The organism is Microbacterium rhizosphaerae (genome assembly GCF_034120055.1).
GTDB classification, from domain to species: Bacteria; Actinomycetota; Actinomycetes; order Actinomycetales; family Microbacteriaceae; genus Microbacterium; species Microbacterium rhizosphaerae.
Genome location: NZ_CP139368.1, coordinates 1,774,741 through 1,801,736, shown reverse-complemented (window position 1 = coordinate 1,801,736; position 26,996 = coordinate 1,774,741). Strand labels below are relative to the sequence as shown.

The window sequence follows — 26,996 nt, the reverse complement described above, 5'->3', positions numbered from 1 at the left end:
TCGGAGTGCGTCAGTCGCCCCGCAGCACCTCGAGCGCATGAGCGAGATCGGGCGGGTAGTCCGAGACGAACGTCTGCCATTGGCCGGTCCGGGGGTGCGCGAACGAGAGCTGGTGCGCGTGCAGCCACTGGCGGGTCAGTCCCAGCCGCGCCGACAGCGTGGGGTCGCCGCCGTAGAGCGGGTCGCCGACGCAGGGGTGGCGGTGCGCCGCCATGTGCACGCGGATCTGATGCGTGCGACCGGTCTCGAGATGGATCTCGAGGAGCGACGCCCCCGGGAAGGCCTCGAGGGTCTCGTAGTGCGTGACCGAGTCCTTGCCCGCGGGCGTGACGGCGAACTTCCACGAGTGGGTGGGATGCCGGCCGATCGGCGCGTCGATCGTGCCGGCGAGCGGATCGGGATGCCCCTGCACGACGGCGTGGTAGATCTTCTCCACCTCGCGCTCCTTGAACGCGCGTTTGAGGACCGTATAGGCCCGCTCGGTCTTGGCGACCACCATGAGGCCGCTCGTGCCCACGTCGAGCCGGTGCACGATCCCCTGCCGCTCGGCCGCACCGCTCGTCGCGATGCGGAAGCCGGCAGCGACCAGCGCGCCGAGCACGGTCGGACCGTCCCAGCCGAGCGACGGGTGCGCCGCCACGCCGGCCGGCTTGTCGACGACGACGATCTCGTCGTCGTCGAACACGATGCCGAGGTCGGGGACTTCGAGCGGGACCACCTCCGGCTCGCGCTTCGGCGTCCACGAGACGTCGAGCCATCCGCCCGCACGCAGCTTGTCGGACTTCGACAGTGTGCGACCATCGAGCGTCACCCCGCCTTCGTCGGCCACCTCTGCGGCGAACGTGCGCGAGAACCCGAGCATCTTGGCCAGCGCCGCGTCCACGCGAACACCGTCCAGCCCGTCCGGCACGGGGAGGCTGCGGGATTCCACCTCAGTCCTTCGGGACGGCGGGATGCTCGGCATCCTCGTCGTCCTCGCTCTGCGCGGCGCGTCGATCGCGCGTGCCGTCCAGGCGCAGGCCGATCACGATGAGGATCGCGACGCTGATCATCATGGTGACGATGAACATGTCCGCGACGTTGTAGATGGCCGGCATCATCCACGGGGTCGAGATGAAGTCGACGACGTGGCCGACGCCGAAGCCGGGCTCGCGGAACAGGCGATCGGACAGATTGCCCAGCACGCCGCCGAGGAGCAGTCCGAGCACGATCGCCCAGGCGCGGGAGCGGATGCGCAGAGCGAGCACGATGATCACCGCCGCGACGACGGTCAGCGCGATCGTGAAGATCCACGTCACGCCGGCGCCCATCGAGAAAGCGGCACCGGAGTTGCGGATGAGGAAGAAGATCAGGAAGTCGCCGATGATGTGCACCGGCTCCTCCGGAGGGAGGTTGTGGATGGCCCAGAACTTGGCCAACTGATCGGCGGCCAGCACCAGCACCGCGAGGATCGCGATGGTGATGCCGGCCGCCGCCTTGCTGATCGGAGCTCGACCGGTCAACGGACCGGCTTACAGACCGATGGCAGAGACCGGTGCCTGACCCGAGGGCGAGGAGGTCTCGAGGTCGCGCAGGTGGCCCTCGATGAAGGAGCGCAGCTGCCCGCGGTAGTCGCGCTCGAACTGGCGCAGTTCCGTGATGCGGCCCTCGAGCGTGGCGCGCTCGCGGTCGAGGCGGGCGAGCTCTTCACGACCCCGGGCCTCGGCCTCGGAGACGATCTGGGACGCCTGCGTCTGCGCATCGGAGATGAGCTGGTCGCGCTTCGCCTTGCCCTCGGCGATGTGCTCGTCGTGCAGGCGCTGCGCGAGCTCGATGATGCCGGCGCTCGCGGCCGCGGGCTGGCCCTCGTTGACGGAGGCCTGCGGAGCCGCGGCGACGGCCGGCGCGCTCGAGGCGCCCGACTCGAGCGAGGAGACCCTGGCCTTCAGCTCGTCGTTCTCCGCGATGGTCTTGCGCCACTCCACGACGATCTCGTCGAGGAAGTCATCGACCTCGTCCGGGTCGAAGCCCTCCTTGAAGCGAACGTGCTGGAACTGCTTGGTGACGACGTCATCCGGAGTCAATGCCATGGTTTCCTCTTTCGGGGCTCGGGGCTGGCCGATGTCTGGGGTGGCGAACCGGATGTCGGCTCGCCCAAGAAAGCATACCTGCCGCTCTTTCACCCCGCGAGGGAGCGCGTCACCCCGATGAGGATGAAGCACAGGAGCAGCGTCAGGCTGAAGGCCAGGTCGAACGCGACCGGGCCCAGCCGCAACGGCGGGATGAAGCGGCGGAAGAGACGGATCGGGGGGTCCGTCACGGTGTAGACGAGCTCAGCCGCGATGAGGCCGGCGCCGCGGGGACGCCATTCACGGTTGAGCATGGGCATGAAGTCGAGGACCATGCGCGCGAGCATCACGAACACGTAGATGAGGAGCAACGTATTGATGACGGTCGCGATGAGGGAGATCACGACCATAGACGCTACCGCCCGCGGGTCACGGCTGGCTGAACGGCGTCGCCTCGGCGTCCGCCTGAGCGACCGCGCCGTCGCCGGACACGGCCACGTTCTCCGGCGAGAGCAGGAAAACCTTGCTCGTCACCCGCTCGATGCGGCCGTACAGGCCCATCGACAGCCCGCTGGCGAAGTCGATCAGGCGACGGGCATCCGAGTCGCTCATCTGGGAGAGGTTGATGATGACCGGGATGCCGTCGCGGAAATTCTCGGCGATGACCTGCGCGTCCCGGTACTGCTTGGGGTGGACGGTGAGGATCTCGCTGACCGCGGAGGCGACCGGCTGGCGGACGACCTCGGGGCGGCGGATCGGCGTCACCGGCGCCGCGGGCTTCTCGACCGCTGTCGTCGACTTGCGCGGAGCAGGCTGGGGCGCCGGCTCCTCGTAGGCCTCTTCTTCATCGGCCAGGCCCAGGTACACCATGGTCTTCTTCAGCGGGTTCGACATCGCATTCCTCCCGATTGCTCGTCTGATCCGAGGTTAACCGCGGGTGGGCCGCGGTCCGGTTATTGCGGACCCGATCCGCAGGTGTGTCGCACCGCAGGCGATGGCCTCGACGAAGTCGCCGGTCATGCCCGCGGAGATCCAGGATGCGTCGGGAAGGACGGCCCGCACGCGCTCGGAGTACGCGGCGAGCCGCTCGAAGGCGGGTGCCGGCGGCTCGTCGAGCGGGGCGACCGCCATGACGCCGCGCAGACGCAGGGTGCGGCATCCCGTCACGTGCTCGGCGAGCGCCTCGATGCCGCCGGGGGCGACTCCGCCGCGGGTCGGGTCGTCGGTCAGGTTGATCTGCAGCAGAACGTCGAGCATCGGCGAGTCGTCGTCTGCGGCGGCGTCGAGAGCGTCCGCGAGACGTGCGCGATCGACGGAGTGGACGACGGATGCCGCGGCCCGCACGGCACGCGCCTTGTTGGTCTGCGCCTGCCCGATGAAGTGCCACGTCAGCCCCTCGCGGGGCCCGACCTCGACGCTCTTCGCGCTGAGCTCCTGCTGGCGGTTCTCGCCGACGTCGCGGACGCCGAGATCGTAGAGGCTCGCCACGAGCTGCGCCGGGTGGAACTTCGTCACGACGATGCGCGTGAGCTCCGACGGGTCCCGACCCGCCGCCCGCGCCGCGTCGACGATACGGGCGTCGACCGCGGCGAGGCGCGCGGCGAGGTCGTCCATGGTGATGAGAGCTCGTTTCTCCAGCGGTCCGCGAGCCTGTCGCGGGGCTACTTCAGGAATTCGGGGATGTCGAGGTCGTCGTCGCCGAACGCCGACTCGTAGCCCGATTCCGGGACGCTGACGGTGACCGGGACGCGCTCGATCTTCTCCTGGCGCTCGGCCATCTCGGCGGTCGGCTCGCTCGTGCTCTGGCCGATCGCCGCGGCGACGCTCGACGCGGACGGGACGTGCCGCGCATCGTGCACCGTGTCGATCCGCAGGGTGGGCTCACCGCCGTCGAAGCCGGCCGCGATGACCGTGACGCGCACCTCGTCGCCGAGCGTGTCGTCGATCACCGTGCCGAAGATGATGTTCGCCTCGGGGTGCGCGGCCTCCTTGACCAGCTGAGCCGCGTCGTTGATCTCGAAGATGCCGAGGTTCGATCCACCCTGGATGGACAGCAGCACGCCGTGCGCCCCCTCGATCGAGGCCTCGAGCAGCGGCGATTCGACCGCCAGTTCCGCGGCCTTGATCGCACGATCCGCGCCGCGGGCGGATCCGATGCCCATGAGTGCGGATCCGGCGCCCTGCATGACCGACTTGACGTCGGCGAAGTCGAGGTTGATGAGACCGGGCGTGGTGATGAGGTCGGTGATGCCCTGGACACCGGCGAGGAGCACCTGGTCGGCCGTGGCGAACGCCTCGATCATGGAGATCCCGCGGTCGCTGATCTGCAGCAGCCGGTCGTTCGGGACGACGATGAGGGTGTCGACCTCTTCCTTCAGCTTCGCGACGCCGGCTTCGGCCTGGCTCTGCCTGCGGCGGCCCTCGAACGAGAACGGCTTCGTGACCACACCGATCGTCAGCGCGCCGATCGACTTGGCGATGCGGGCGACCACCGGTGCGCCGCCCGTGCCCGTGCCGCCGCCCTCGCCGGCCGTGACGAAGACCATGTCGGCGCCCGCGAGGGCCTCCTCGATCTCCTCCGCGTGATCTTCCGCCGCGCGACGACCGACCTCGGGATCGGCGCCGGCGCCGAGCCCGCGTGTGAGCTCCCGGCCGACGTCGAGCTTGACGTCGGCGTCGCTCATGAGCAGGGCCTGCGCGTCGGTGTTGATCGCGATGAACTCGACACCGCGCAGCCCCAGGTCGATCATGCGGTTCACGGCGTTGACGCCGCCGCCGCCGACCCCGACGACCTTGATCACCGCGAGGTAGTTCTGGTTCTGGCTCATGCCGGCCTCCGTATCGTCCCGAACCGCGTCCTAAACCTTCAACCTCACGTAGAGGTTTAAAGAATTGCCCGGTATGCAATTCCTGATCTCGAAGGTATGCGGACCCCCTCGCGGGGCCCGCATTCGCCTGGGCGTGTCGCGCAAGTCGGCGTTCGCCGGTGGAGGGACGAGCTCGGCGCGACGACTCAGCGGAAGACGACGGACGTCGGAGTCGACACGTCGTATGCGCTGACGGATGCCGGCGGCTTCGCCTTCATGGCCTCCTCGAGCACGAGCGCCTTGAGTGCGGACTGGTCCGCGCTCCCCCATTCGACCTGCGTGCGCGTGCCGCCGAGGGTGAGCGTGACGTCGTCCGGCGTCGTGGCCGATGCCGCCGTCACCTGCGTGCGGATGGCCGCCGGAAGGGCGCGCATCACCTGGCCGAGCGAGGCGAACGCCGACGAGTGCACGCCGGGCACCGTGACGATCGGCTCACCCGGAGGCGCCGTCGAGGTGGTCGAGAGGGCGACGCCCGCCGCATCCACCAGCGTGTATCCGGCCGGTCCCTGGATGACGCCCACCGGCGTGCGCTCGACGATCCGCACCACGAGCTCGTGCGGCGGCCGCGCCTCGAGCGTGTACGACTCCACGAGGGGGAAGCGCACGAGGGCGGCCTTCACGGCGCTCTCGTCGACGAGCGGCAGGGGCTTGCCGATCTGGGCCTGCAGCGCGTCGACCACCGCGGACGCCTTCAACTGCGACGTGCCGACGACCTCCACGCGCTCGACCGCGAACAGCGGGCTGTACGCGGCGCCGAGGGTCACCAGGGCGAGGATGCCGATGGATGCCGCGGCCCCGATCCACAGCGCGCGCCTGCGCCGCTGGCGGCCCGTGAAGCGGCGCACCTCGGCGCGCAGCGCCTTGCGGCGGGCACGCGCTGCGCGCCACACGTCCCGCACGCCGATCGGAGAGGCATCCGCCGCTTCGCCCTCCGCCCGATCAGGGTCATGGCCGTCGGACGAGATCGGGGTGACGGGGGCCAGCGGCTCGGCGCCGACCTGCGCAGTCCGGAGCTCCTCCGGCGGCAGCTCGCCCTTCGCTGCGCGCGCCTTCGACGCGCGGGCCTTCGACGGCGTCGGCGCCTCGGCCGCGCTCCTCGGCGCCGGCTTCTCGGCCTGCGGCGGGAGCGGAGTGGGGCGCTGCATGGGCTAGGCCTCGTCCGCCGCGTCCGCGCCGTCGCCCAGTGCCGCGAGCACCTGCGGGATGATCTGGTACACGTTGCCGCAGCCGAGCGTGATGACGTAGTCGCCCGGTCGGGCGATCGACGCGGTGTAGTCCGCGGCATCCTGCCAGTCCGGCACGTAGTGCACGTGCGACGGGTCGGCGAAGCGCGCGGCCACCGTCTCGCCCGTGACGCCCGGAATCGGGTCCTCGCGCGCGCCGTAGACGTCGAGCATCACGGTGTGGTCGGCGTGGCTCTCGAGGACCTCGGCGAACTCACCGGCCATCAGCTGGGTGCGCGAGTACGTGTGGGGCTGCTGGATGGCGATGATCCGGCCGTCGCCGACCACCGTGCGCGCGGCGGCGAGAGCGGCGGCGACCTCGGTCGGGTGGTGCGCGTAGTCGTCGAAGACGCTGACCCCGCGCTGCACGCCGTGCAGCTCGAAGCGGCGGATGGTGCCCGTGAACTCCTCGACCGCGCGGACGGCCTCCTCGAGCCCCCGGCCGAGAAGGAGCAGCACGGCGACGGCGCCGGTGGCGTTGACGGCGTTGTGCGCGCCGGGGACGGGCAGCTGCGCCTCGACGCGTCGGCCCTCGTATTCGACGGCGAACGAGACCGGGCCGTCGGTGCGGATGTCGACCACGCGCACGTCGGCACCTTCGGCCTCGCCGAACGTCACGATGCGCGGGTGCGTCATGCGCTTGGTGACCTCGATCGCGCCCGCGTCGTCCGCGGAGATCACCACGGCCTCGCGCGCCCCGTCGCCGAAGCGGGCGAACGCGTCGACGAAGGCGTCGTGGCTGCCGTAGTGGTCGAGGTGGTCGGGGTCGACGTTCGTGATGAGGGCGATCGACGTGTCGTACAGCAGGAACGTGCCGTCGGACTCGTCGGCCTCGATGACGAACAGCGGGTCCGAGCCGCTGCCGCTCGAGACGCCGAGCTGGGAGATCACGCCGCCGTTGACGAAGTTCGGGTCGGCGCCGAGGGTCTTCAGGGCTGTCACGATCATGCCGGTCGAGGTCGTCTTGCCGTGGGCGCCTGCGACGGACACGAGGCGACGTCCGCCGATCAGCCAGTGGAGCGCCTGCGAACGGTGGATGACCGGCATCCCCCGCTCCTTCGCGGTGACGTACTCAGGGTTCTCCGGCCAGATCGCGCCCGTGTGGATGACGGTGTCGGCGTCGGCGAGGTTGGCGGCGTCGTGGCCCACGTGCACGCGGGCGCCGCGGGCCGCGAGGCCCTGCAGCGCCGCGCTGTCGGCGCGGTCCGACCCGGAGACCGCGATGCCGCGGTCGAGGAACATGCCGGCAAGGCCGGACATGCCGGAGCCGCCGATGCCGATGAAGTGCGCGGAACGGATCTCGTCGGGGATGGGAAGGCTCAGGTCGGGTCTGATCATGGCCCTACGAGTCTAGGTCGGGGTCGGGATGCGCCGGCCCCGGCGCGCCCGCCGCGCTGCGGCGCACCGGCACGTCGATGCGGCAGCATGGAGGCATCCGTCGTGCGCACAGGGAGGTGTCCGGGTGATCGTCATCGATGCGACCTCGAGTGCGCCGCCGTTCGAGCAGCTGCGCGCGCAGCTCGCGGATGCGGTCTCATCGGGCGAGCTTGCGCCCGGGGATCGTCTGCCGACGGTGCGGCGGCTCGCCGAGGAGCTCGGCGTCGCCCCCGGGACCGTGGCGCGCGCGTACCGCGAGCTCGAGACCGCCGGGGTCATCGAGACGCGAGGCCGCAACGGCAGCTTCGTGCGCGGCGGCGACGACCCGGTCCGTGAGCAGGCACGACAGGCCGCGGAGGCCTTCGCGCAGCAGATCCGCACCCTGCACCTCGATGCCGACGAAGCGCTCGCCCTCGCCGCAGCCGCGCTGCGCTCCGGCCCCGCGAAGCTCGTGTAATCGCTACCGCGACGCGAGCGCCTCGTCGATGAGCTCGATGACGTTCTCCGTGCCGCGCCGGGTCCCGACGCCGGCGGCGGCCTGCCGCATCCGCTCCAGCCGCTTCTCGTCGTGCAGCAGCGGAACGACCTCGCTCCGCACGCGATCCGGGGTGAAGGCGGCGTCGGGCAGGATGATCGCCGCTCCCGCCTCCACCTCGGCGGCCGCGTTGAGCGCCTGCTCGCCGTTGCCGACGGCATAGGGCACGAACACCGCGGGGATGCCGAGCGCCGAGATCTCGCTCACGGTCGCCGCTCCCGAGCGCGACACGATGAGGTCGGCGAGGGCGTAGGCGAGGTCCATCCGGTCGACGTACCGCCGCATCGCATAGCCGGCGACCTCCGGGTCGGCGAGGTCGGCCCGCTCCCCTGTCACGTGCAGCAGCTGCCACCCGGCATCCAGCACGTCCCGCCAGGATGCGGCGAAGGCCTCGTTGAGGCGCTGCGCACCCAGCGAGCCGCCGAAGACGAGCAGGGTGCGGCTCGTCGCATCCAGCCCGAAGTGCTCGGCCGCCTGCGCGCGCGCGGCGGCGAGATCGAGGTCGACGATCTCGCGGCGCAGCGGCATCCCGACGACGCGGGCGCCCCGCAGGCGCGTGCCGGGGAACGCGACGCCCACGCGAGCCGCGCTGCGCGCGCCCAGGACGTTCGCGAGACCCGGCTTCGCGTTCGCCTCGTGCACGACGAACGGGATGCCTTCGCGGCGCGCCGCGACGTATGCCGGCGCCGACGCGTACCCGCCGAAGCCGATGACGACGTCGACGCCGTGCGTCCGGATGTGGTCGCGCACCTGCGCGATGGCCGTGCGGTAGCGCCGCGGGAAGGTCGCCGCCGCACGACCCGGCCGGCGCGGGAAAGGGACCTTGTCGACGATCAGCAGCTCGTAGCCGCGCTCGGGCACGAGTCGCGCCTCCAGTCCCTCCTTCGTGCCGAGCACCAGCACCGAGGCATCCGGATCCCGGTCGCGCAGACCGTCCGCGACCGCGAGGAGCGGGTTCACATGCCCGGCCGTACCGCCGCCGGCGAGGAGGTAAGTCGTCACCGTCCGACCCTATCGGGCCGTGATCGACGCTCCTGGGCGACTAGCGTGCGGCGGCGCGCGATCGCGCGGGCTGCCGTTGCGGCACGGCTTCCCTGCGCGGCAGCGTGCGCGCGAAGGAGAGGAGCACGCCGGTCGCCATCAGCACCGAGAGCAGCGAGGTGCCGCCCTGTGAGACAAAGGGCAACGGGATGCCGAGCACGGGGAACAGCCGCAGCACCACGGCGATGTTGATGAGGGCCTGCCCGACGATCCAGATGACGATGCCGCCGGAGACGATGCGCACGAAGGGGTCGTTCGTCTTGCGGATGATATGGAAGACGCCGACCGCGAAGATCGCGAACAGCGTGAGCAGCACGGCGCATCCGATGAGCCCCAGCTCCTCGCCGACGATCGCGAACACGTAGTCGCTGGATGCCGCGGGCAGCCAGCCGTACTTCTCCTTCGAGTTGCCCAGGCCCAGGCCGAACAGTCCGCCGCCGGCGAGCGCCCAGATCCCGTGCAGCGGCTGGTAGCAGTCGCTGTAGTAGGTGTCGAGGCAGCTGGTGTCCATGAAGCTCAGGATGCGCCGCATCCGGTCGGGGCTCTTCACCGCGTAGAACGCGACGAAGCCGATACCGGCGAGCAGCGGCAGGATGAAGACCCGCAGGCGCACACCGGAGAAGAAGAGCGCACCGAGGACGACGAGCGTCAGGATCATCGCCGTGCCCAGGTCGTTGCCGGCCATGACGGTCGCGATGACCGCCGCGGCCACGGGGACGACCGGGATGTACACGTGGCGCCACAGTCCGAGGAGCGTCTGCTTGCGGTACAGGACGAACCCGAGCCACAGCGCGAGGGCGAGCTTGAGGAACTCCGCCGGCTGCGCCTGCACGCCGGCGACGACGATCCAGTTGCGGTTGCCGTCGAACGTGTGGCCCAGCGGCGTGAACACCAGCAGCTGCAGCACGGTGGCGACGATGAGCGCGGGCCACGCGATGCGCTTCCAGAACGCCACGGGCATGCGGCTGCCGATGAGCATCAGCGGGATGCCGATCATCGCGAAGACGCCCTGCTTCATCACCGTCTCGAGCGGCGCCGAGGGGGTCGTCGCCGAGGTGGCGGAGAGGATCATGACGAGGCCGAACGTCGTCAGCAGCAGCGCCGTGGATGCGATCAGCAGGAACTCCACGGGCACCGGAGCGAACACGCGCCCCAGCGAGATGCGTGCGGCGAGGCCGCGACGGGCATCGGCGGAAGGAGCGTCGAAGGCGTCAGCCGGACGGGTGGGCCGGGTCGTCGTGGTCGTCACCGGTCCCCCCTCCGATTCGATCCCGCACGGCCTCGGCGAAGCGCCGGCCGCGGTCTGCGTACGACGCGAACTGGTCGAAGGATGCTGCGGCCGGGGCCAGCAGGACGACGTCGCCGTCCTGCGCGATCCCGGACGCGAGCTCGACGACCCGCGCCATGACGTCCTCAGTCTCGCCGTGGTCGACCTCGAACACGGGCACCGCGGGCGCGTGTCGCGCGAACGCCGCGACGATGTCGCCTCGCTCCACCCCGATGACGATCGCCGCCTTGGCGGAAGGCCCGCGGTCGGCGACGAGCTCCGAGATGTCGACGCCCTTGAGCAGTCCCCCGACGACCCAGACCGCGCCGGGATACGCGGCGAGCGACGACGCGGCCGCGTGCGGGTTGGTCGCCTTCGAGTCGTCCACCCAGGTGATGCCGGCCTCGACGGCGACGATCTCGATGCGGTGGGGGTCCAGGCGGAAGTCCTCGAGGGCGGCGCGGATGGCGTGCGGCTCGATGTCGAGCGAACGCGCGAGGGCGGCCGCTGCGAGGATGTTCGCGACGACGTGCGGCGCCGCGAGCCCCTGCGCCGCGAGGTCCTCGAGCGTCGTGAGCTCGAGGGCGCTCGTGCGGCGATCCTCGAGGAAGGCTCGATCGACGAGGATGCCCTCGACGACCCCCAGGTCGCTCGGACCGGGGACCCCGAGGTCGAACCCGATCGCTCGCGCCCCCTCGACGACTTCTGCGTCTTCGACCATGCGCCGGGTCGCGGCATCCGCCTTGTTGTAGACGCACGCGATGCGCGTGTTCTCGTAGACGACGGCCTTGGCTGCGCGATACGCCTCGGCCGAGCCGTGCCACTCGAGGTGGTCGTCCGCGAGGTTGAGGCACACGCTCGCCCACGGCGAGAGCGGGGCGGGGCCGTCCGTCTGCAGACCGAGGTACCAGAGCTGGTGGCTCGAGAGCTCGACGACGAGGACGTCGAAGCCGCCGGGATCGCGGACGGCGTCGAGCACGGGCACGCCGATGTTGCCGCATGGTGCGACGCGCCTGCCACCGGCCGCGATCATCGTCGCGGCGAGCCGGGTCGTCGTGGTCTTGCCGTTCGTGCCCGTGATCAGCACCCACTCGGCCGGGCTGCCGTCGGCGCGCACGACCTTGTCGCGCACGCGCCATGCGAGCTCCACATCGCCCCACAGCGCGATGTGCTCGCGCTGCGTCCATTCGATGACCGGATGGTGCGGCGCGAAGCCCGGCGACGCCACGACCACCTCGGGGTCGAAGGCGACGAGCTCGTCGGGGACGGCGTCCAGCGCTCCGACGCGCAGCCTCGCGCCGATGACGGGCAGCAGCCGCTCGTACTCGGGGTCGGCCGACTCCGTGACCACGAACACGTCGGCGCCGAGCTCGGCGAGAGTGTCCGCCGCGGCGAAGCCCGTCATCGACAGTCCCAGCACGGCGACGCGGAGCCCGCGCCAGTCCGCGTACCAGCTGCGCAGAGCGTCGAGGCGCTCGGCGGCCTCCTCGGCGCGGCCTCCCGCGTTCCCCTCCCGGCTCATACGGCGGACAGCCATTCGACGTAGACGAGACCGACGCCCGTGACCGCCAGCATCCCGGCGATCAGCCACATGCGCACGACGATCGTGACCTCCGGCCAGCCGCGCATCTCGAGGTGGTGATGGAACGGGCTCATGAGGAACATGCGCTTGCCTCGCGTGAGCTTGAAGTAGGCGCGCTGCAGGATGACCGAGCCCGGGGCGATCACGTAGACGCCCGCGACGACGAGGAGGAGGAGCTCGGTGCGGGTGAGGATGGCCATGGCGGCGAGCACACCGCCGATGGCCATCGAGCCGACGTCTCCCATGAAGACCTCGGCCTTCGGCGAGTTCCACCAGAGGAAGCCGACGAGCGCGCCGACGAACGACGCCGACACGATGGCGAGGTCGAAGGGATTGGGTGTCGAGTAGCACGCCGAGAAGATGTCGGCACTGGCGCGACGGCAGGACTCGTTCCACTGCCAGAACGAGATGAGGCTGTAAGCGCCGATCACGAAGACGCCGCTGCCGGCGGCGAGGCCGTCGAGACCGTCGGTGAGGTTGACACCGTTCGAGGTGGCCAGGCCGATGAGCGAGATCCACAGCAGGTAGAGGATCCAGCCCAGGATGGCGCCCGCCGCGAAGAAGTAGAGCGCGGGGATGTCGCGGAAGAAGGAGACGAACGGCGAGGCCGGGGTCTGGTTGTCCCGGTTCGGGAAGTTCAGCGCGACGATGCCGAACGGCACGATCACGATGAGCTGGCCGATGATCTTGCGCCAGCCGCTCAGGCCCAGGCTGCGTTGCTGCCGAAGCTTCATGAAGTCGTCGATGAAGCCGACGACCCCGAACCCGACCATCATCCAGATGACGAGCCATCCGGAGAGAGTGGGCGGATTGTTGCCCGTGTAGCAGCCGATGACGTAGCCGACGATCGTGCCGACGATGAAGATCGTGCCGCCCATCGTGGGCGTGCCGCGCTTGGCGCCGTGGCTGGGGTTGCGGATGTCCTCCGGCGTGCGGATGACCTGCCCCCATCCCCACTTGCGGAAGATGCGCAGGAAGACCGGCGTGAGGAACAGCGTGAACGCGAGCGAGATCGCCGCTGCGGAAAGGATGGACCTCACGAGAACGATTCTCCCAGACGATCCCCCAGGAAGCGGAGCCCCGCGGAGTTCGACGACTTCACGAGGACGCGGTCGCCGTCCCGCAGCTCTCCGAGCAGATAGTCGTACGCCTCGTCGGCGGTGGCGAAGAAGACGGCCTCGCCGTCCCACGAGCCCTCGCCGACGGCGGCGAGGAACATCCGCCGCGCGCCGGTGCCGACGATCACGATGCGCTGGATGCGCAGGCGCACCGCGAGCTCGCCGATCCGGTCGTGCTCCTCCCCCGCGTACTCGCCGAGCTCGCTCATCGCGCCGAGGACCGCCACAGTGCGCTCGCCCGGGCCGACGATCTGCGCCAGGGTGCGCAGCGCCGCCGCCATGGAGTCGGGGCTCGCGTTGTACGCATCGTTGATGATGCGCACGCGGTCGGAGCCCAGAGGCTGCATGCGCCAGCGCTCCGCGAGCTCGACGGTCTCGAGCCGTGCGACGGCGTTCGCCAGGGACACGCCCAGAGCCGTCGCGGTGGCGATCGACGCGAGGGCGTTCCCGACGTGATGGGCCCCGAGCACGCGCAGGTGCAGCGGCAGGCTCTCGCCGTCGGCGGTGACGGTCAGGCGCGTGCCGGATGCCGTGACCTCGATGTCGCTCCCGCGGACATCCGCCGACGCGCCCTGGCCGAACCAGCGGACGCGCACACCGCGCTCCTCGGCGATCGCGGCCATGGACGCGACGCGGCCGTCGTCGGCGTTGAGCACCGCCAGGCCGCCCGCGCCGACGGCGCGGACCAGCTCGGACTTCGCGACGGTCGTCGCCTCGATGCCGCCGAAGCCGCCCGCGTGCGCCATCCCGACCATCAGGACGACGCCGATGTCGGGTGTGACGAGTCCCGCGAGGCGCGCGATCTCGCCCGGGCCGCTCGCGCCGAACTCGCTCACGAGGAAGGCCGTGGCATCCGTCACCCGCAGCATCGTGAGCGGCGCACCGACCTCGTTGTTGTACGAGCCGCGCGGGGCGATCGTCTCGCCCTCGTCCTGCAGGATGCGGGCGAGCATGTTCTTCGTGGTCGTCTTGCCGTTCGATCCGGTGATCCCCACGACGCGCAGGCGCCCGTGCGCGCGCACGCGGGCGACGACGTCACGGGCGAGGTCGGCGAGCGCGACCACGACGTCGTCGACGACGATCTGCGTGACGCTTTCGTCGACCGGGTGCTCCACGATCGCGAGGACGGCGCCCGCCTCGATCGCACGGCCGACGAACAGGTGCCCGTCGGTGGTCTCGCCCGGCTTGGCGACGAAGATCCCGCCGGGGGCGATCGCGCGCGAATCGGTGTCGACCTCTCCGGAGACGATCGTCTCGGGGGTGTCGTCGCCGGCGAGGCGGATGGTGCCGCGGACGGCCGCGGCGATCTCGGTGAGGGTGAGCGCGATCATGACTTCCTGGGGCGGGCGCCCCGTTCAGCCGAACTTCGGCAGAACGGTCGGCGCCGTCGTCGACGGCATGACGCGGTAAGTCTTCAAGACCTGCGTCATCGCCTTCTGGAACGCGGGGGCGTTGGCCGAAGACGACCTTACCGTAGAGGGCGAATCGAGGGTCACCGCGACCAGGTACTGGGGGTCGTCCGCCGGGGCGAAGCCGATCATCGTGGTGAAGTAGAGGCCGGCGCGGTAGCGGCCCGTTCCCGGGTCGACCTGCTGCGCCGTTCCGGTCTTCGTGGCGATGCGATAGCCGGGGATCTTGACGAGCTTGGAGTACGACGCCTGCATCGCGACGTTCTCGAGGATCTCGCGCATCTCGGCCGAGGTCTGCGCGGAGATGACGCGGGTGGGCGCGGGCGTCTCGGGGGTCACCACGGTGCCGTCCGCCTTCGTGCACGATTCGACGAGCCGCAGCGGCATCTTCATCCCGCCGTCGACGATGGCCGTGTACGCGCTCATGAGCTCGGGCACGGTGGTGGTGAGGCCCTGGCCGTACGCGGTGTCGTACAGCATCTGGTTGTCCCATTTCGACACCGGGTGGATGAGGCCCTTCGCCTGACCGGGGAAGGCCACAGCGCTGCCGGTGCCGATCCCGAACTTCTTCAGGTAGTCGTACCGGAGGTTCGGGTCGATCCGCTCGCTGAATTTGGAGATTCCGGCGTTCGACGAGTCGATGAGGACGCCGGCGAGCGTGTAGTCGACCAGCCCGTGCGACGTGGCGTCGCTCACGACCGCACCGTTGGCGAACCGCATGTGATCCGACACCTGCACCGTGGAGGTGGGCGACTGTCCGGCGCCGTCGATGAGGGACGACGCGGTGAGGCCCTTGAAGGTCGAGCCGGGCTCGAACGTGTCGGTGAAGATATGGCTGCGCCGGTCGTCGGGCTTCGAGGCGGTCACGTCGTTGGGGTCGACGGTCGGATACTCGGCCGCGGCCTTGATCTTGCCCGTCTTGATGTCGACGACGGTGATCGTGCCGCGCACGGCCTGCGTGTCCTGCACCTGCTCGGAGATCAGCTGCGACATGTACCACTGCAGGTCGGAATCGATCGTGAGCTTCACGGTGCCGCCGTCGACCGCCGGGACCTCGGACTCGGTGCCCGGGATGATGACGCCGTCCTTGCCCTTCTCGAAGGTCAGTGTGCCGTCCTTGCCCGTCAGGCACTGGTTCTCGGCGAGCTCGAGTCCGCCGAGGGCGGTGCCGTCCGTGCCCATGAAGCCGAGGAGGTTGCCCGCCACCGCGCCGTTGGGATAGGCGCGCTTCTGCGCGGGCACGCACGCGACGAAGCCCGTGCCGAGCTCCATCAGCTTGCGGTACTGCTCGGTCGACAGCCCCTTCTTCAGGTACGCGAAGCGGGAGTTCGGATCGATCGCCTTGGCATCCGCGACGATCTTCTGCACGTCGGCGCCGGCCTGACCCGTGATCGCCCCGATCTCGTCGGCGACGTCCGGCCAGCTCGTGGTGACCTTGGTGCCGTCCGCAGTGCGGCGTTCGACCTTGCCCGCATTCTTCGGATCGAGCTGGCAGTCGTACTGCAGGACGCTCGTGGCCAGCGTCGTGCCCGAGTCATCCACGATCGATCCCCGTGTGCCGTACAGCTTCTTCGCGTCGCCGAGGCCGAGGGACATGGAGTCGGCGATGTGCTCGCGCGCGTTGACGACCTGGATGTCGACGAGCCGGATGATGAACCCGGTGAGGACGGCCAGGACCACGGCGAGGACGACGACCGTTCGGCGACGGGGGCTTCGCGTGCTTCTCGTCGTCATGGCTTCAGTGTGTGCTCGGCGACGGCAGTCCGTCGGTCAGCGGCGGGGGTGTCGCCGGATCGGGCTGAGTCGCGCCGGTCGCCGTCGTGCCGTCCGCGCCGGACGCGGGCGTCGCCGCGGACGTGTCGCCTCCCACCGTCGCCGCGGGATCGGTCACGAGCGGCGTCTTCGCGATGAGCGCGTTGGGCACCGAGCCGCGCGAGGTGACGTCGACGCTCGAGGCGCCCGTCGCGGGCGCTCCGGTTCCGAGCACCGCGCCGTCGCTGAGACGCAGATAGGACGGTGATTCCGCGACGATCATGCCGAGGGCGGATGCGTTGGCCGCGAGGTACTGGGGCGAGCTGAGGCCGGCGACGTCGTCGTAGAGCACCTGCTTCTGCAGGGTCAGCGTGCGCTGCTGCTGTGTCAGCTGCGACAGGGCGAAGGAGCTCTGCGTCGTCATGATCGAGAGCGTCATCTGCGCGGCGCCGATGGCGAGGACACCGGCGATGGCGACGAGGGCGTACGCCAGGCGCGGCCGGCGGCGGCGCGCTCGGCTCTCGATCGCCCGGAGGCGCGTCTGCCCGGTCTCCCGCCGCGGCGCGGGCGCTGTGCGCGCCGCCGCCGCGGTCGTCGCGATCGTCATGATGCCTCCCCCGCCTGCTCGTCTCTGACTCGTTCAGCCGCGCGCAGCCGCACGGGCTTGGCCCGCGGGTTGCGGGCCTGCTCCTCGTCGCTCGCCAGCTCCGCTCCTCGCACGAGCAGGCGGAACCGTGGCGCATGCTCCGGTGGCTCGAAGGGCAGTCCTGCCGGTGCTGTGGACGTCGACGCATCCGCGAGCTCGCGCTTGACGATGCGGTCCTCCAGCGACTGGTACGACAGCACGACGATCCGCCCGCCGACCCGCAGCGATCCGAGCGCCGCAGGGATCGCCCGCTCGACCGCGGTCAGCTCGGCGTTGACCTCGATGCGCAGAGCCTGGAAGACGCGCTTGGCGGGGTGACCCGCCCTCTGGACGGCAGCCGGTGTCGCCGCCTGCAGGATGTCGACGAGCTGGCCGGAGCGCTCGATCGGCTGCGTCGCCCGTGCGGCGATGATCGCCCGCGCGTACCGCCCGGCGAGCTTCTCCTCGCCGTAGCGCTCGAAGATGCGGCGCAGGTCGCCCTCGCCGTACGTCGCGAGCACGTCGGCCGCCGTCATCCCCGTCGTCTGATCCATGCGCATGTCCAGCGGCGCATCCTGCGCGTACGCGAAGCCGCGATCGGCGACGTCGAGCTGCAGCGACGAGACGCCCAGATCGAAGAGGATGCCGTCCACCCGTCCCCCCGGGGCGTGGGCCGCGACCGCGTCGGCGATGCCGTCGTAGACCGTGTGCACGAAGGTCACGCGGTCGGCGAAGGGGGCGAGCCGCTCCCCCGCGATGCGGAGGGCGTCGGTGTCGCGGTCGAGGCCGATCACGTGCAGGCGCGGGAAGCGCTCGAGGAACGCCTCGGTGTGGCCGCCCATGCCGAGGGTCGCGTCGACGAGCACGGCGTCGTCGCGCTCGAGCGCGGGGGCGAGCAGCTCGACGCAGCGCTCGAGCATGACCGGGGTGTGGATGTCGCGGAGGCTCATCGGCGTCGGGGCGGGATCCTGAACCCTGATCCCCCACCGTCCCGACCTGGCGCCGGGGAAGTGGCGTCAGGGCGTGAGCGGGTGGAGATCACAGCCCAGGATCAGAACAGGCCCGGAATCACCTCCTGCTCGAGTTCTGCGTAACCGGATTCGTTCTCCTCGGCGTAGGCGTTCCACGCGTCGGCGTTCCAGATCTCCGCGTGCGCCCCGACGCCCGTGACCACGAGTTCGCGGTCGAGCCCGGCGTACTGACGAAGCTGCGGAGGGATGGTGATGCGGTTCTGGCCGTCGGGGGTCTCGGCGCTCGCGCCGGCGAGGAACATGCGCATGAAGTCGCGTGCCTGCTTGTTGCTCAGCGGAGCCTCGCGGATGCGCTCATGGACGCGCTCGAACTCCGCCGTGCTGAAGACGTACAGACAGCGCTCCTGACCTCGCGTGACGACGACGCCCTTGCCGAGGTCGTCGCGGAACTTCGCGGGGAGGATCACCCGGCCTTTGTCATCGAGCTTGGGAGTGTGCGTGCCCAACAGCATCGCCAAACCACCCCCTTTGTCCGGCCCCCCGTGAGGTTTTCCCCCACCGTACTCCACTTTCCTCCACTTCGCCTCCCCCGCGCGTCGTTTTCTCAGGGTTCGGCCCGCTCCGGGCGCGCCGATGAGCCCCCGCGGCGTGTTCGCCGCCGCCGGAGGAACCGCGTCAGGGCACAAAAAAACACCGGCCCGAGGGCCGGTGTCGCAGACGTGGAGGAAAGTGGAGTCAGTGATCGCCCTGGCGTCGATCCCATCGGTCGTTCATGCGGTCCATGAACGATCCGGATGACGAGCCCTTGGGCGTCGGCTCCTTCTTCTTCTTGGCCTCGGGAGCCTCGGCGCGGATGGGAGTCACGGCGAGGATGACGCCGGCGAGCATGGCGACGAAGCCGACCACCCCGACGATGACGAGCTGCGTCACGACACCGCCGAGCAGTCCGCCGATTCCGACGAGCACGAGGATCGTGCCGTAGACGATGTTGCGATAGCTGAGGGAGCGACCGTCGCGCTGCGCGGATACGACGTCCGCGTCGTTCTGCATGAGATGCCGTTCCATCTCGTCGAGCAGACGCTGCTCCTGTTCGGAGAGTGGCATTCATCCCCCTAGAGTTGTGCCGGGTGCGACGATTCTACGCGCGCGATTCCTTATTAGGCTAGGCCCGTGGCACCTGCTCCGGACGCGATCGCGGCGGTTTCCCAGCGACTCGACAATTTCCTCCGGATTCAGCGTGATCACGCGGTTCCGCTCGGGCCGGAAGCGGTTCTGATCACCGCTGCCGGAGCCGAATCCGTCGCCGGCGGAAAGCGCCTTCGGGCCCGCTTCCTCCTCGCCGGCTGGCAGTGCGTCACAGGCTCGCCGCCGAGTCCGGCGGCCGTCGCCGCGGCAGCCGCTCTGGAGCTGTTCCACGCCGCCGCTCTCGTGCACGACGACGTGATCGACAACTCCGACACGCGGCGCGGCAAGCCCGCCGCGCACCGGGCGCTCGAGACCCATCACCGGGCCGCGACGTGGGAGGGGGATGCCGAGTCCTTCGGCCGCGCGGGCGCCGTGCTGCTCGGCGACCTGCTCGTCGCGTGGAGCGACGATCTCTTCGAGGAGGGGCTGGTCGAGGCATCCGTCGACACCGCCTCCGCGGCGCGCGCGGAATATGCGACCATGCGCCGGGAGGTGACGATCGGCCAGTTCCTCGACATCGCCGAGGAGTCCGCGTTCCGCACCGAGCCCGACGACAGGCACGCCGAGCGCGCGCTGCGCGTGGCATCCCTGAAGTCGGCCCGGTACAGCGTCCAGCAGCCGCTGCTGATCGGCGCTGCGCTGGGCGGGGCGGATGCGGGGCAGCGTGATGCGCTCTCGGCCTTCGGGCATCCGCTCGGGATGGCGTATCAGCTCCGCGACGACGTGCTCGGCGTCTTCGGCGACGAAGCGGTCACCGGGAAGCCGTCGGGAGACGACCTGCGCGAGGGCAAGCGCACCGTGCTCGTCGCCTTCGCACGCGAGGCGATGCCGACGGGCGCGCGGCGGGTGTTCGACGAACTGCTCGGCGATCCCGAGCTGGATGCCGAGCAGATCGCCTCGCTCCAGGAGACCATCGTCCAGACGGGTGCGCTCGACCGGGTCGAGGCGCTCATCGCCGACTATGCGCGCGAGGCCGACCGAGCGCTGTCGGGTGCTCGGCTCGACAACGCGGCGGTCGGCGAGCTGCGCGATCTGGCGCGGGCATCCACCGTCCGGGTCGCCTGACGCGGACGCTGTCAGGCGAGCGCGCGAGCGACGCGGCGGACCTCGCTCTTGCGACCCATCAGGAGGGCGTCGATCGGCGAGATCCCGATCGTGTCCTCGGGTTCGAGCAGCCAGTCGATCGCCTCGTCGTCGTCGAACCCCGCGTCCTGCAGCACGATCAGCGTGCCGTGCAACGACGAGAGCGGATGCCCGTCGACGATGAAGACGGCCGGAACCTTGAACGTGCCGTCGCGGCGGCTGCCGACCAGGTGGTGCTCGTCGAGGAGGCGTCGGACCCGTCCCAGCGGTTGGCCCAAGGCCTCCACGAGGTCGGGCATCGTCAGCCAGTCGGTCTCTGTGCGTGCGGGGATCGATCCGGTCACACAGCCACTATCTCACCTGCGCCGGGAGTCGAGTCGACACCACTTCTGTCACAGAAACCACATCGACCGCTCCAATAGCACTGGTTGACATCAATCACACCGCATGACACGGTGGCAAGGACCTGATTCCGGTCGAACGGGGGGAAACCGTGTGGAATCCGATTCGCGCCGCCGTGGCGGTGCCGACCACGATCGCCGGCTCGCTGGCGCTCACCTTGAGCGCGCTGCCTGCGCATGCCGCTCCCGTCGAGCGGGCCGTACAGCCTCACACCGACGTCGCCGTGCGGCTCGCCGCCCACCCGGTGACGACGGCGCGTGCGGCCGCGGCCGCCGTTCCTGCGACCTGTACCGTGAAGCAGGGCGACACCGTGAGCGCGATCGCGCGCAGGTACGGGCTGAACACGGCGAGCCTGCTGTCGTGGAACGGGCTCGGCTGGAACAGCGTCATCCAGCCCGGCCGTGTCCTGCGGCTCTCGGCCCCAGGGGCCGCGCCGGCCGCCGCGCCGCCGGCATCGTCGCCGTCCCCCGCATCCGCCGCCTACACGATCGCCCAGGGCGACACGATCTCCCGCATCGCGCGGGCGTTCGGTGTCAGCGTCGCCGCCGTGCTGCAGGCGAACGGCCTCTCGGCGTCGTCGATCATCTACCCCGGACAGCGCCTCACCATCCCGGGCCGCATGGTGCCCGCCGCCGCACAGGCCCCGGTGGCACAGGCCCCGCTGGCACAGGCCCCGGTGGCACAGGCGCCCACGCGCGCCCCTGCGGCGACCACGTGGACGGTCCGCACCGGCGACACCGTCACGGGCATCGCGAACCGGTTCGGAGTGACCGTCGCCGCGGTGCTCACGGCCAACGGCCTCTCCCGCTCGTCGATCATCTATCCCGGGCAGCGTCTGGCGATCCCGAGCCCCACGGGCCTGACCACCGAGCAGATCGCGAACGCGAAGCTCATCATCAGAGTCGGCCGCCAGCTGGGAGTGTCCGATCGCGGCATCACGATCGCCCTCGGCACCGCGATGCAGGAGTCCTCCCTCCGCAACCTCGCCCACGGCGACCGCGACTCGGTCGGCCTGTTCCAGCAGCGTCCGAGCTACGGATGGGGCACTCCTGCCCAGATCGCGGATGCCGAGCGCTCGACGCGCGTCTTCTACGGGGGTCCCCGCGACCCGAACGGCAGCACGACCCGCGGCCTGCTCGACGTCCCGGGCTGGCAGTCGATGACGTTCACGCAGGCCGCCCAGGCGGTGCAGAACTCCGCCTACCCCGACGCCTACGCGCCGTGGGAGGCTCCCGCCGCCCGCTGGCTCGCCGCTCTCGGGTGACGGCCAGATCCTGAGGACCTGCCGCATCCCGGCCCCTGCGGGCGAGGCGCTGCCCGGCCGCGCATCCGGTCGTCCGTAGACTCGCAGGGTGAGCACGAGTCAGCCGTTCGACCCGCTGATCGGCCGCCTCGTCGACGGCCGGTACCGGGTGCGCGCGCGCATCGCGCGCGGCGGGATGGCGACCGTGTACGTGGCCACCGACCTCCGGCTCGAGCGCCGGGTCGCGCTCAAGGTCATGCATGGGCACCTCAGCGACGACGCCGTCTTCCAGGGGCGCTTCATCCAGGAGGCCCGCGCCGCGGCGCGCCTCGCCGATCCTCACGTCGTCAACGTCTTCGACCAGGGGCAGGACGAGGACATGGCGTACCTCGTCATGGAGTACCTGCCGGGCATCACCCTGCGCGAGCTGCTGCGCGACCAGCGCCGGCTCACCGTGCCGCAGGCGGTGACGATCATGGATGCGGTGCTCTCCGGCCTGTCGGCCGCGCACCGCGCCGGCATCGTGCACCGCGACGTCAAGCCCGAGAACGTCCTTCTCGCCGAGGACGGCCGCATCAAGATCGGTGACTTCGGCCTCGCGCGGGCGACGAGCGCCAACACCGCGACCGGGCAGCTGCTGCTCGGCACGATCGCGTACCTCGCGCCCGAGCTCGTGACGCGCGGCACGGCGGATGCGCGGAGCGACATCTACGCGCTCGGCATCATGCTCTACGAGATGCTCACCGGCGAGCAGCCGTACAAGGGCGAGCAGCCGATGCAGATCGCGTATCAGCATGCGACGGACTCGGTGCCGCGGCCGAGCGTGAAGAATCCCGGCGTGCCCGAGCAGCTCGACGAGCTCGTGCTGTGGGCGACCGAGAAGGCCCCGGACGATCGCCCGGCCGACGCCGGCGTCATGCTCGACCGGCTCCGCGAGATCGAGGACCAGCTCGGGCTCGGCGCCCAGGTCGCACGGACGCTCGCCGTCCCGGCGGTGACCACTCCGGTCGCGCGGCTGGACTCCACCGACGTGACCGCGATCATGCCGGCCACCGGTGCCCTGCCCGCCGCCCCCCTGGCGCTGCCGTCCATGCCCGAGGCCGACAACGCCTCACGCCTGCGCACAGCGACGAAGCGGCGTGCCGCCCGCGGCGCGTGGATCCTCGTGCTGGTCGTCCTGGCCGCCGCACTGACAGGGGCCGCAGGATGGTGGTTCGGCTCCGGCCCCGGCTCCCTCATCCCCGTCCCGGCCGTCTCGGGGCAGACTTTCGCGCAGGCGCAGGCGACACTGGCAGACCGGTCGCTCAAGGCGACCCAACAGGACGCCTACAGCGAGGCGATCGCCCTCGGGATCGTCATCGGCACCGACCCGGCAGCGGGCACGCCCGTGGCGAAGAACAAGACTGTGGCCGTCATCGTCTCCAAGGGCCCGGCTCCGCACGACATCCCTGCGCTCGCGGGCCAGAGCTCGGACGCGGCGCGCACGGTGCTCGAGGACGCGAAGGTCAGCGTCGGTCAGGATGCGCAGGTCTTCACGGATGCCGACAAGGGCATCGTGGTGTCGGCATCCATCACGCAGCGCTCCGACGGCAAGGCGATCGACTGCTCGAAGGGCTGCACGGTCCACGAAGGCGACTCCGGCGCGCTCGTGGTGTCGGCGGGGCGCCTCCCGGACGTCTCGGGCGAGACCGTCGACGACGCGACGCGCGAGCTGGAGGGCGTCGGGCTGAAGGTCTCGGGCAAGACGACCGAGCAGTACAGCAGCACGGTCGACAAGAAGAAGGTCATCGGCGTCGCACCGCGCGACGGCGGCGGCAACTGGGCTCCCGGCGAGACGGTGACCCTGATCGTCTCGAAGGGCCCGCAGCCCATCGCGATCCCCGACATCTCCGGACAGTCGCTCGACAAGGCCATGGCGGCGCTGACGAAGGCCGGTCTCAACCCGCAGAGCTCCATCCCCGAAGCCCTGTGGGGCTTCTTCACCGCGAACGGGACGGATCCGAAGGCGGGCACCCAGGTGCCGCCGGGCACGAGCGTGAAGGTGAAGTCGAGCGGCTACTGAGCCTCCCCCATCGCGGGGAACGCGCCGCGAGCGCGCCCGGACTCAGCGCTTCTCGAGCTCCTCGGCCACGAGGAAGGCGAGCTCGAGCGACTGCATGTGGTTCAGGCGCGGGTCGCACAGCGACTCGTAGCGCGTCGCGAGGGTCGCCTCGTCGATCTGCTCCGAGCCGCCGAGGCACTCGGTCACGTCGTCGCCCGTGAGCTCGACGTGGATGCCGCCCGGGAACGTGCCGACGGCGCGGTGCGCCTCGAAGAACCCGCGCACCTCGTCCACGACGTCGTCGAAGCGACGCGTCTTGTAGCCGGTGGGCGTCGTGATGCCGTTGCCGTGCATGGGGTCGGTGACCCACAGCGGGGTGGCGCCCGCATCCTTCACCGCCTCCAGGAGGGGCGGAAGCGCGTCGCGGATCTTGCCCGACCCCATGCGCGTGATGAAGGTCAGGCGGCCGGGCTCGCGCTCGGGGTCGAGCTTGTCGATCAGGGCGAGGGCGGTGTCGGGCGACGTCGCAGGGCCCAGCTTCACGCCGATGGGGTTGCGGATCTTCGAGAAGTAGTCGACGTGCGCGCCGTCGAGCTCGCGTGTGCGCTCGCCGACCCACAGGAAGTGAGCCGACGTGTTGTACGGCGTGCCGGTGCGCGAGTCGATGCGCGTCATCGGGCGCTCGTAGTCCATCAGCAGGCCCTCGTGGCCCGTGTAGAACTCGACGCGCTTGAGCTCGTCGAAGTCGGCGCCTGCGGCCTCCATGAACTTGATGGCACGGTCGATCTCGGTTGCCAGGCGCTCGTACTGCTGGTTCGCCGGGTTCTGCGCGAAGCCCCGGTTCCACGAGTGCACCTCGCGCAGGTCGGCGAAGCCGCCCTGTGTGAACGCGCGGATCAGATTGATCGTGGATGCGGCGGTGTGGTAGCCCTTCAGCAGCCGCGCCGGGTCGGCCCGGCGAGAGCCCTCGGTGAAGTCGTATCCGTTGACGATGTCGCCGCGGTACGCCGGAAGGGTGACGTCGCCGCGCGTCTCGGTGTCGCTCGAGCGGGGCTTGGCGAACTGGCCCGCCATGCGGCCCATCTTCACGATCGGCATCGACGCGCCGTACGTGAGCACGACGGCCATCTGCAGCACGGTCTTGATGCGGTTGCGGATCTGCTCCGCCGTGGCGCCGGCGAACGTCTCGGCGCAGTCGCCGCCCTGCAGCAGGAAGGCGCGACCGGATGCGGCGCGCGCGAGCTTGTCGCGCAGGTTGTCCACCTCGCCCGCGAACACCAGCGGCGGGAGCGTCGCAAGCTCCGCGGAGACGGCAGCGACGGCATCGGCGTCGGGCCACTGCGGCTGCTGCTTGATGGGCAGAGTGCGCCAGTGGTCGAGGGGATCCAGCTGCTGAAGCATCCGGCCAGTCTATCGGGGAGACACCCGGCGCCAGCGCCGTGCTACGACGCGGACCCGGTGCTCGGGGAGCGCGTCGCCGAAGCCGTCGCCGTCGCGCGCGACTTCACTGTGGAGGCGTACACGTCCTCGTACTCCTGCGCGCCCAGGCGCTGCAGCGCGACCATGATCTCGTCGGTCACGGAGCGCAGCACGTGCCGATCGCCCTCCATGCCCTGGAAGCGGCTGAAGTCGATCGGCTCGCCGATGATGATCCCGACGCGGCCGATGCGGGGCACCCGCCTGCCGATCGGCATGACCTCGCCGGTGTCGACCATCACGACCGGGACGACGGGCACCTGCGCCTCGAGCGCCATGCGCGCGATGCCCACGCGTCCGCGGTACAGCTTGCCGTCGGGGCTGCGCGTGCCCTCCGGGTAGATCCCCAGCAGCTCACCACGGCCGAGCACCTGCAGACCCGCGTTGAGTGACGCCTCCGACGCCTTGCCGCCCGAGCGGTCGATCGGCAGCTGACCGGTGCCCTCGAGGAACAGCCGGGTCGCCCAGCCCTTGATGCCCTTGCCGGTGAAGTAGTCGCTCTTCGCGAGGAACGCCATCGGGCGGTCGATGAGGAGCGGAAGGAAGATCGAGTCGGAGAACGACAGGTGGTTGCTGGCCAGGATCGCGGCGCCCTCCACCGGGACATTGCGCCGCCCCACGATCCACGGACGGAAGATCGCCTTCACGATCGGCCCGATGATGATGTACTTGAAGATCCAGTAGGCCATGGCGGTGCTCCGCTCGGTGTCTGCTCAGTCGGTCTGGGCGGCGAGGTCCGCCACCCCGATGAGCCCCGCGTCGTTGACGAGCTGCGCGATCGCGAACGACGCGCTCGGGCGCTCGCCGGCGCCCGGCAGCGTCTCCTCGTAGGCGGCTCGCATGGGATCGAGCAGCGCGTCGCCGAGCTGCGCCACTCCCCCGCCGATCACGAACAGCTCGGGGTCGAGCACCGCGGTGAAGCTCGCGCAGGCCTCGCCCAGCGCGCTCGCGACGCGCGTGATCGCCTCGATCGCACCCGGGTCGTCCTCGAGCACGAGCCGCGAGACCGCGGTGCCCGGGATCTCGCCCTTCTCCGCGCGGACCTGGGCGAGGCGGGCGCCGATGCCGCCGGCATCCGCGATCTCGTTCGCCTCGCGCTGCAGGGCGCGACCGGATGCGTACATCTCGATGCAGCCGCGCTGACCGCAGCCGCACAGCAGTCCGTCGCGCACGTGCCGCACGTGGCCGAGCTCGCCGGCGATGCCGTTGCCGCCGCGGAAGAGCTTGCCGCCCGTGACGATCGCACCGCCGACGCCCGTTCCCATCGTGAGCATCACCATGTCGTGGGTGCGGCGGCCGGCACCGAACCGGAACTCGGCCCACCCCGCCGCGTTCGCGTCGTTCTCGAGCGTGATCGGCATGGACAGCCGGTCCTGCAGCTGGTCGCGCAGCGGGGTGTCGTGCCAGTCGATGTTCGGGGCGTGCAGGATGACGGCCCGATCGCGGTCGATGAACCCGGCCGCAGCGACGCCGACGGCGGCGATCTCGTGGTGCTCGCCGAAGTGGCGCACCATGGCGGCCACGGCATCCGTCAGCGCATCCGGGTCTGCAGGGGTGTCGACGCGAAGCTTCTCCAGGATGCTGCCGCCTGCGTCTACGACGCCTCCTGCGATCTTCGTTCCGCCGATGTCGATTCCGACTGTGAGCACCGCTGAAGTCTAGTGGCGCGGCCGTCGGCGGCCCGCCTCAGGGCCTCCGAGCGCCTGCCATAGACTCGATACGCCACCGCATGGAGCGGTACCGAAGGAGTT

General features: G+C 70.5%; 27 protein-coding genes. 4 read left to right on the top strand and 23 right to left on the bottom strand.

From position 1 onward, the window contains the following. Positions 1 to 10: 10 nt before the first annotated feature. The 9 genes from SM116_RS07895 to murC form a co-directional block, all read right to left on the bottom strand. Positions 11 to 931 (bottom strand): RluA family pseudouridine synthase, encoded by a 921-nt coding sequence (locus SM116_RS07895; RefSeq protein ID WP_320943896.1) that lies wholly within the window; start codon positions 929 to 931, stop codon positions 11 to 13. A 1-nt stretch (position 932) separates the two neighbouring features. Further along, positions 933 to 1,502 carry a signal peptidase II gene (gene lspA, locus SM116_RS07890; protein ID WP_320943895.1) on the bottom strand — a complete coding sequence of 190 codons (570 nt, stop codon included), beginning with the start codon at positions 1,500 to 1,502 and terminating at the stop codon, positions 933 to 935. A gap of 9 nt (positions 1,503 to 1,511) precedes the next feature. Further along, entirely contained in the window at positions 1,512 to 2,069 is a 558-nt protein-coding gene (locus SM116_RS07885) for a DivIVA domain-containing protein (protein ID WP_320943894.1), read from the bottom strand. A gap of 89 nt (positions 2,070 to 2,158) precedes the next feature. Continuing rightward, positions 2,159 to 2,458 (bottom strand): YggT family protein, encoded by a 300-nt coding sequence (locus SM116_RS07880; RefSeq protein ID WP_320943893.1) that lies wholly within the window; start codon positions 2,456 to 2,458, stop codon positions 2,159 to 2,161. 19 nt (positions 2,459 to 2,477) lie between these two features. Next, on the bottom strand, positions 2,478 to 2,942 hold the full coding sequence (locus tag SM116_RS07875) for a cell division protein SepF (RefSeq protein WP_320943892.1): 465 nt from the start codon (positions 2,940 to 2,942) through the stop codon (positions 2,478 to 2,480). A 33-nt stretch (positions 2,943 to 2,975) separates the two neighbouring features. Further along, a complete protein-coding gene (locus SM116_RS07870) occupies positions 2,976 to 3,662 on the bottom strand; it encodes a YggS family pyridoxal phosphate-dependent enzyme (protein ID WP_320943891.1) in 687 nt (228 codons plus the stop codon). Positions 3,663 to 3,709: 47 nt separating this feature from the next. After that, positions 3,710 to 4,876 (bottom strand): cell division protein FtsZ, encoded by a 1,167-nt coding sequence (gene ftsZ / locus SM116_RS07865; RefSeq protein ID WP_320943890.1) that lies wholly within the window; start codon positions 4,874 to 4,876, stop codon positions 3,710 to 3,712. A gap of 185 nt (positions 4,877 to 5,061) precedes the next feature. Beyond that, entirely contained in the window at positions 5,062 to 6,060 is a 999-nt protein-coding gene (locus tag SM116_RS07860) for an FtsQ-type POTRA domain-containing protein (protein WP_320943889.1), read from the bottom strand. 3 nt (positions 6,061 to 6,063) lie between these two features. After that, positions 6,064 to 7,476 carry a UDP-N-acetylmuramate--L-alanine ligase gene (gene murC, locus SM116_RS07855; protein ID WP_320943888.1) on the bottom strand — a complete coding sequence of 471 codons (1,413 nt, stop codon included), beginning with the start codon at positions 7,474 to 7,476 and terminating at the stop codon, positions 6,064 to 6,066. Positions 7,477 to 7,600: 124 nt separating this feature from the next. On the opposite strand from murC, the gene SM116_RS07850 reads away from it, so the two are divergent. Next, on the top strand, positions 7,601 to 7,972 hold the full coding sequence (locus tag SM116_RS07850; RefSeq protein ID WP_320943887.1) for a GntR family transcriptional regulator: 372 nt from the start codon (positions 7,601 to 7,603) through the stop codon (positions 7,970 to 7,972). Between the two features lie 3 nt (positions 7,973 to 7,975). On the opposite strand, the gene murG is transcribed toward SM116_RS07850, so the two are convergent. From murG to SM116_RS07800, 10 genes are all read right to left on the bottom strand, one after another. Next, positions 7,976 to 9,052: an undecaprenyldiphospho-muramoylpentapeptide beta-N-acetylglucosaminyltransferase gene (gene murG / locus SM116_RS07845; RefSeq protein ID WP_320943886.1), complete on the bottom strand. Its 1,077-nt coding sequence runs from the start codon at positions 9,050 to 9,052 to the stop codon at positions 7,976 to 7,978. 40 nt (positions 9,053 to 9,092) lie between these two features. Beyond that, positions 9,093 to 10,340, bottom strand: a complete 1,248-nt coding sequence (locus SM116_RS07840) for a peptidoglycan glycosyltransferase FtsW (RefSeq protein WP_320943885.1) — start codon at positions 10,338 to 10,340, stop codon at positions 9,093 to 9,095. After that, positions 10,303 to 11,880 carry a UDP-N-acetylmuramoyl-L-alanine--D-glutamate ligase gene (murD, locus tag SM116_RS07835; RefSeq protein ID WP_320944129.1) on the bottom strand — a complete coding sequence of 526 codons (1,578 nt, stop codon included), beginning with the start codon at positions 11,878 to 11,880 and terminating at the stop codon, positions 10,303 to 10,305. Before murD ends, SM116_RS07840 begins: the two co-directional genes overlap by 38 nt. Beyond that, entirely contained in the window at positions 11,877 to 12,980 is a 1,104-nt protein-coding gene (gene mraY / locus SM116_RS07830; protein WP_320943884.1) for a phospho-N-acetylmuramoyl-pentapeptide-transferase, read from the bottom strand. The genes murD and mraY overlap by 4 nt, the downstream gene beginning before the upstream one ends. Next, on the bottom strand, positions 12,977 to 14,389 hold the full coding sequence (locus SM116_RS07825) for a UDP-N-acetylmuramoyl-tripeptide--D-alanyl-D-alanine ligase (RefSeq protein ID WP_320943883.1): 1,413 nt from the start codon (positions 14,387 to 14,389) through the stop codon (positions 12,977 to 12,979). Before SM116_RS07825 ends, mraY begins: the two co-directional genes overlap by 4 nt. Before the next feature lie 24 nt (positions 14,390 to 14,413). Beyond that, positions 14,414 to 16,201, bottom strand: a complete 1,788-nt coding sequence (locus SM116_RS07820; protein WP_320943882.1) for a peptidoglycan D,D-transpeptidase FtsI family protein — start codon at positions 16,199 to 16,201, stop codon at positions 14,414 to 14,416. 4 nt (positions 16,202 to 16,205) lie between these two features. Next, positions 16,206 to 16,826 carry a cell division protein FtsL gene (ftsL, locus tag SM116_RS07815; protein ID WP_320943881.1) on the bottom strand — a complete coding sequence of 207 codons (621 nt, stop codon included), beginning with the start codon at positions 16,824 to 16,826 and terminating at the stop codon, positions 16,206 to 16,208. Then, positions 16,823 to 17,794, bottom strand: coding sequence for a 16S rRNA (cytosine(1402)-N(4))-methyltransferase RsmH (rsmH, locus tag SM116_RS07810; RefSeq protein ID WP_320943880.1), 972 nt, complete (start codon positions 17,792 to 17,794; stop codon positions 16,823 to 16,825). Before rsmH ends, ftsL begins: the two co-directional genes overlap by 4 nt. A 101-nt stretch (positions 17,795 to 17,895) precedes the next feature. Beyond that, on the bottom strand, positions 17,896 to 18,327 hold the full coding sequence (gene mraZ, locus SM116_RS07805; protein WP_320944128.1) for a division/cell wall cluster transcriptional repressor MraZ: 432 nt from the start codon (positions 18,325 to 18,327) through the stop codon (positions 17,896 to 17,898). Between the two features lie 223 nt (positions 18,328 to 18,550). After that, positions 18,551 to 18,919 carry a DUF3040 domain-containing protein gene (locus tag SM116_RS07800; RefSeq protein ID WP_320943879.1) on the bottom strand — a complete coding sequence of 123 codons (369 nt, stop codon included), beginning with the start codon at positions 18,917 to 18,919 and terminating at the stop codon, positions 18,551 to 18,553. A 66-nt stretch (positions 18,920 to 18,985) separates the two neighbouring features. On the opposite strand from SM116_RS07800, the gene SM116_RS07795 reads away from it, so the two are divergent. After that, positions 18,986 to 20,065, top strand: coding sequence for a polyprenyl synthetase family protein (locus SM116_RS07795; RefSeq protein WP_320943878.1), 1,080 nt, complete (start codon positions 18,986 to 18,988; stop codon positions 20,063 to 20,065). Positions 20,066 to 20,076: 11 nt separating this feature from the next. Here the strand turns inward: SM116_RS07795 and SM116_RS07790 are convergent, their stop codons facing one another. Beyond that, entirely contained in the window at positions 20,077 to 20,427 is a 351-nt protein-coding gene (locus SM116_RS07790) for an Rv2175c family DNA-binding protein (protein WP_345136873.1), read from the bottom strand. Positions 20,428 to 20,576: 149 nt separating this feature from the next. Between SM116_RS07790 and SM116_RS07785 the strand changes: the two genes are divergently transcribed. Together SM116_RS07785 and pknB are read left to right on the top strand one after the other, a co-directional pair. Then, positions 20,577 to 21,749, top strand: coding sequence for a muramidase family protein (locus SM116_RS07785; RefSeq protein ID WP_320943877.1), 1,173 nt, complete (start codon positions 20,577 to 20,579; stop codon positions 21,747 to 21,749). Positions 21,750 to 21,837: 88 nt separating this feature from the next. Continuing rightward, positions 21,838 to 23,790: a Stk1 family PASTA domain-containing Ser/Thr kinase gene (pknB, locus tag SM116_RS07780; RefSeq protein ID WP_320943876.1), complete on the top strand. Its 1,953-nt coding sequence runs from the start codon at positions 21,838 to 21,840 to the stop codon at positions 23,788 to 23,790. 42 nt (positions 23,791 to 23,832) lie between these two features. Here the strand turns inward: pknB and SM116_RS07775 are convergent, their stop codons facing one another. From SM116_RS07775 to SM116_RS07765, 3 genes are read right to left on the bottom strand one after another with little or no spacing between them, the layout of a single operon-like run. Continuing rightward, complete coding sequence (locus tag SM116_RS07775) at positions 23,833 to 25,170, bottom strand: class II 3-deoxy-7-phosphoheptulonate synthase (protein ID WP_320943875.1); 1,338 nt, start codon at positions 25,168 to 25,170, stop codon at positions 23,833 to 23,835. A 41-nt stretch (positions 25,171 to 25,211) separates the two neighbouring features. After that, complete coding sequence (locus SM116_RS07770; RefSeq protein WP_320943874.1) at positions 25,212 to 25,934, bottom strand: lysophospholipid acyltransferase family protein; 723 nt, start codon at positions 25,932 to 25,934, stop codon at positions 25,212 to 25,214. 24 nt (positions 25,935 to 25,958) lie between these two features. Then, positions 25,959 to 26,894, bottom strand: a complete 936-nt coding sequence (locus SM116_RS07765) for an ROK family glucokinase (RefSeq protein ID WP_320943873.1) — start codon at positions 26,892 to 26,894, stop codon at positions 25,959 to 25,961. Positions 26,895 to 26,996 lie beyond the last annotated feature (102 nt).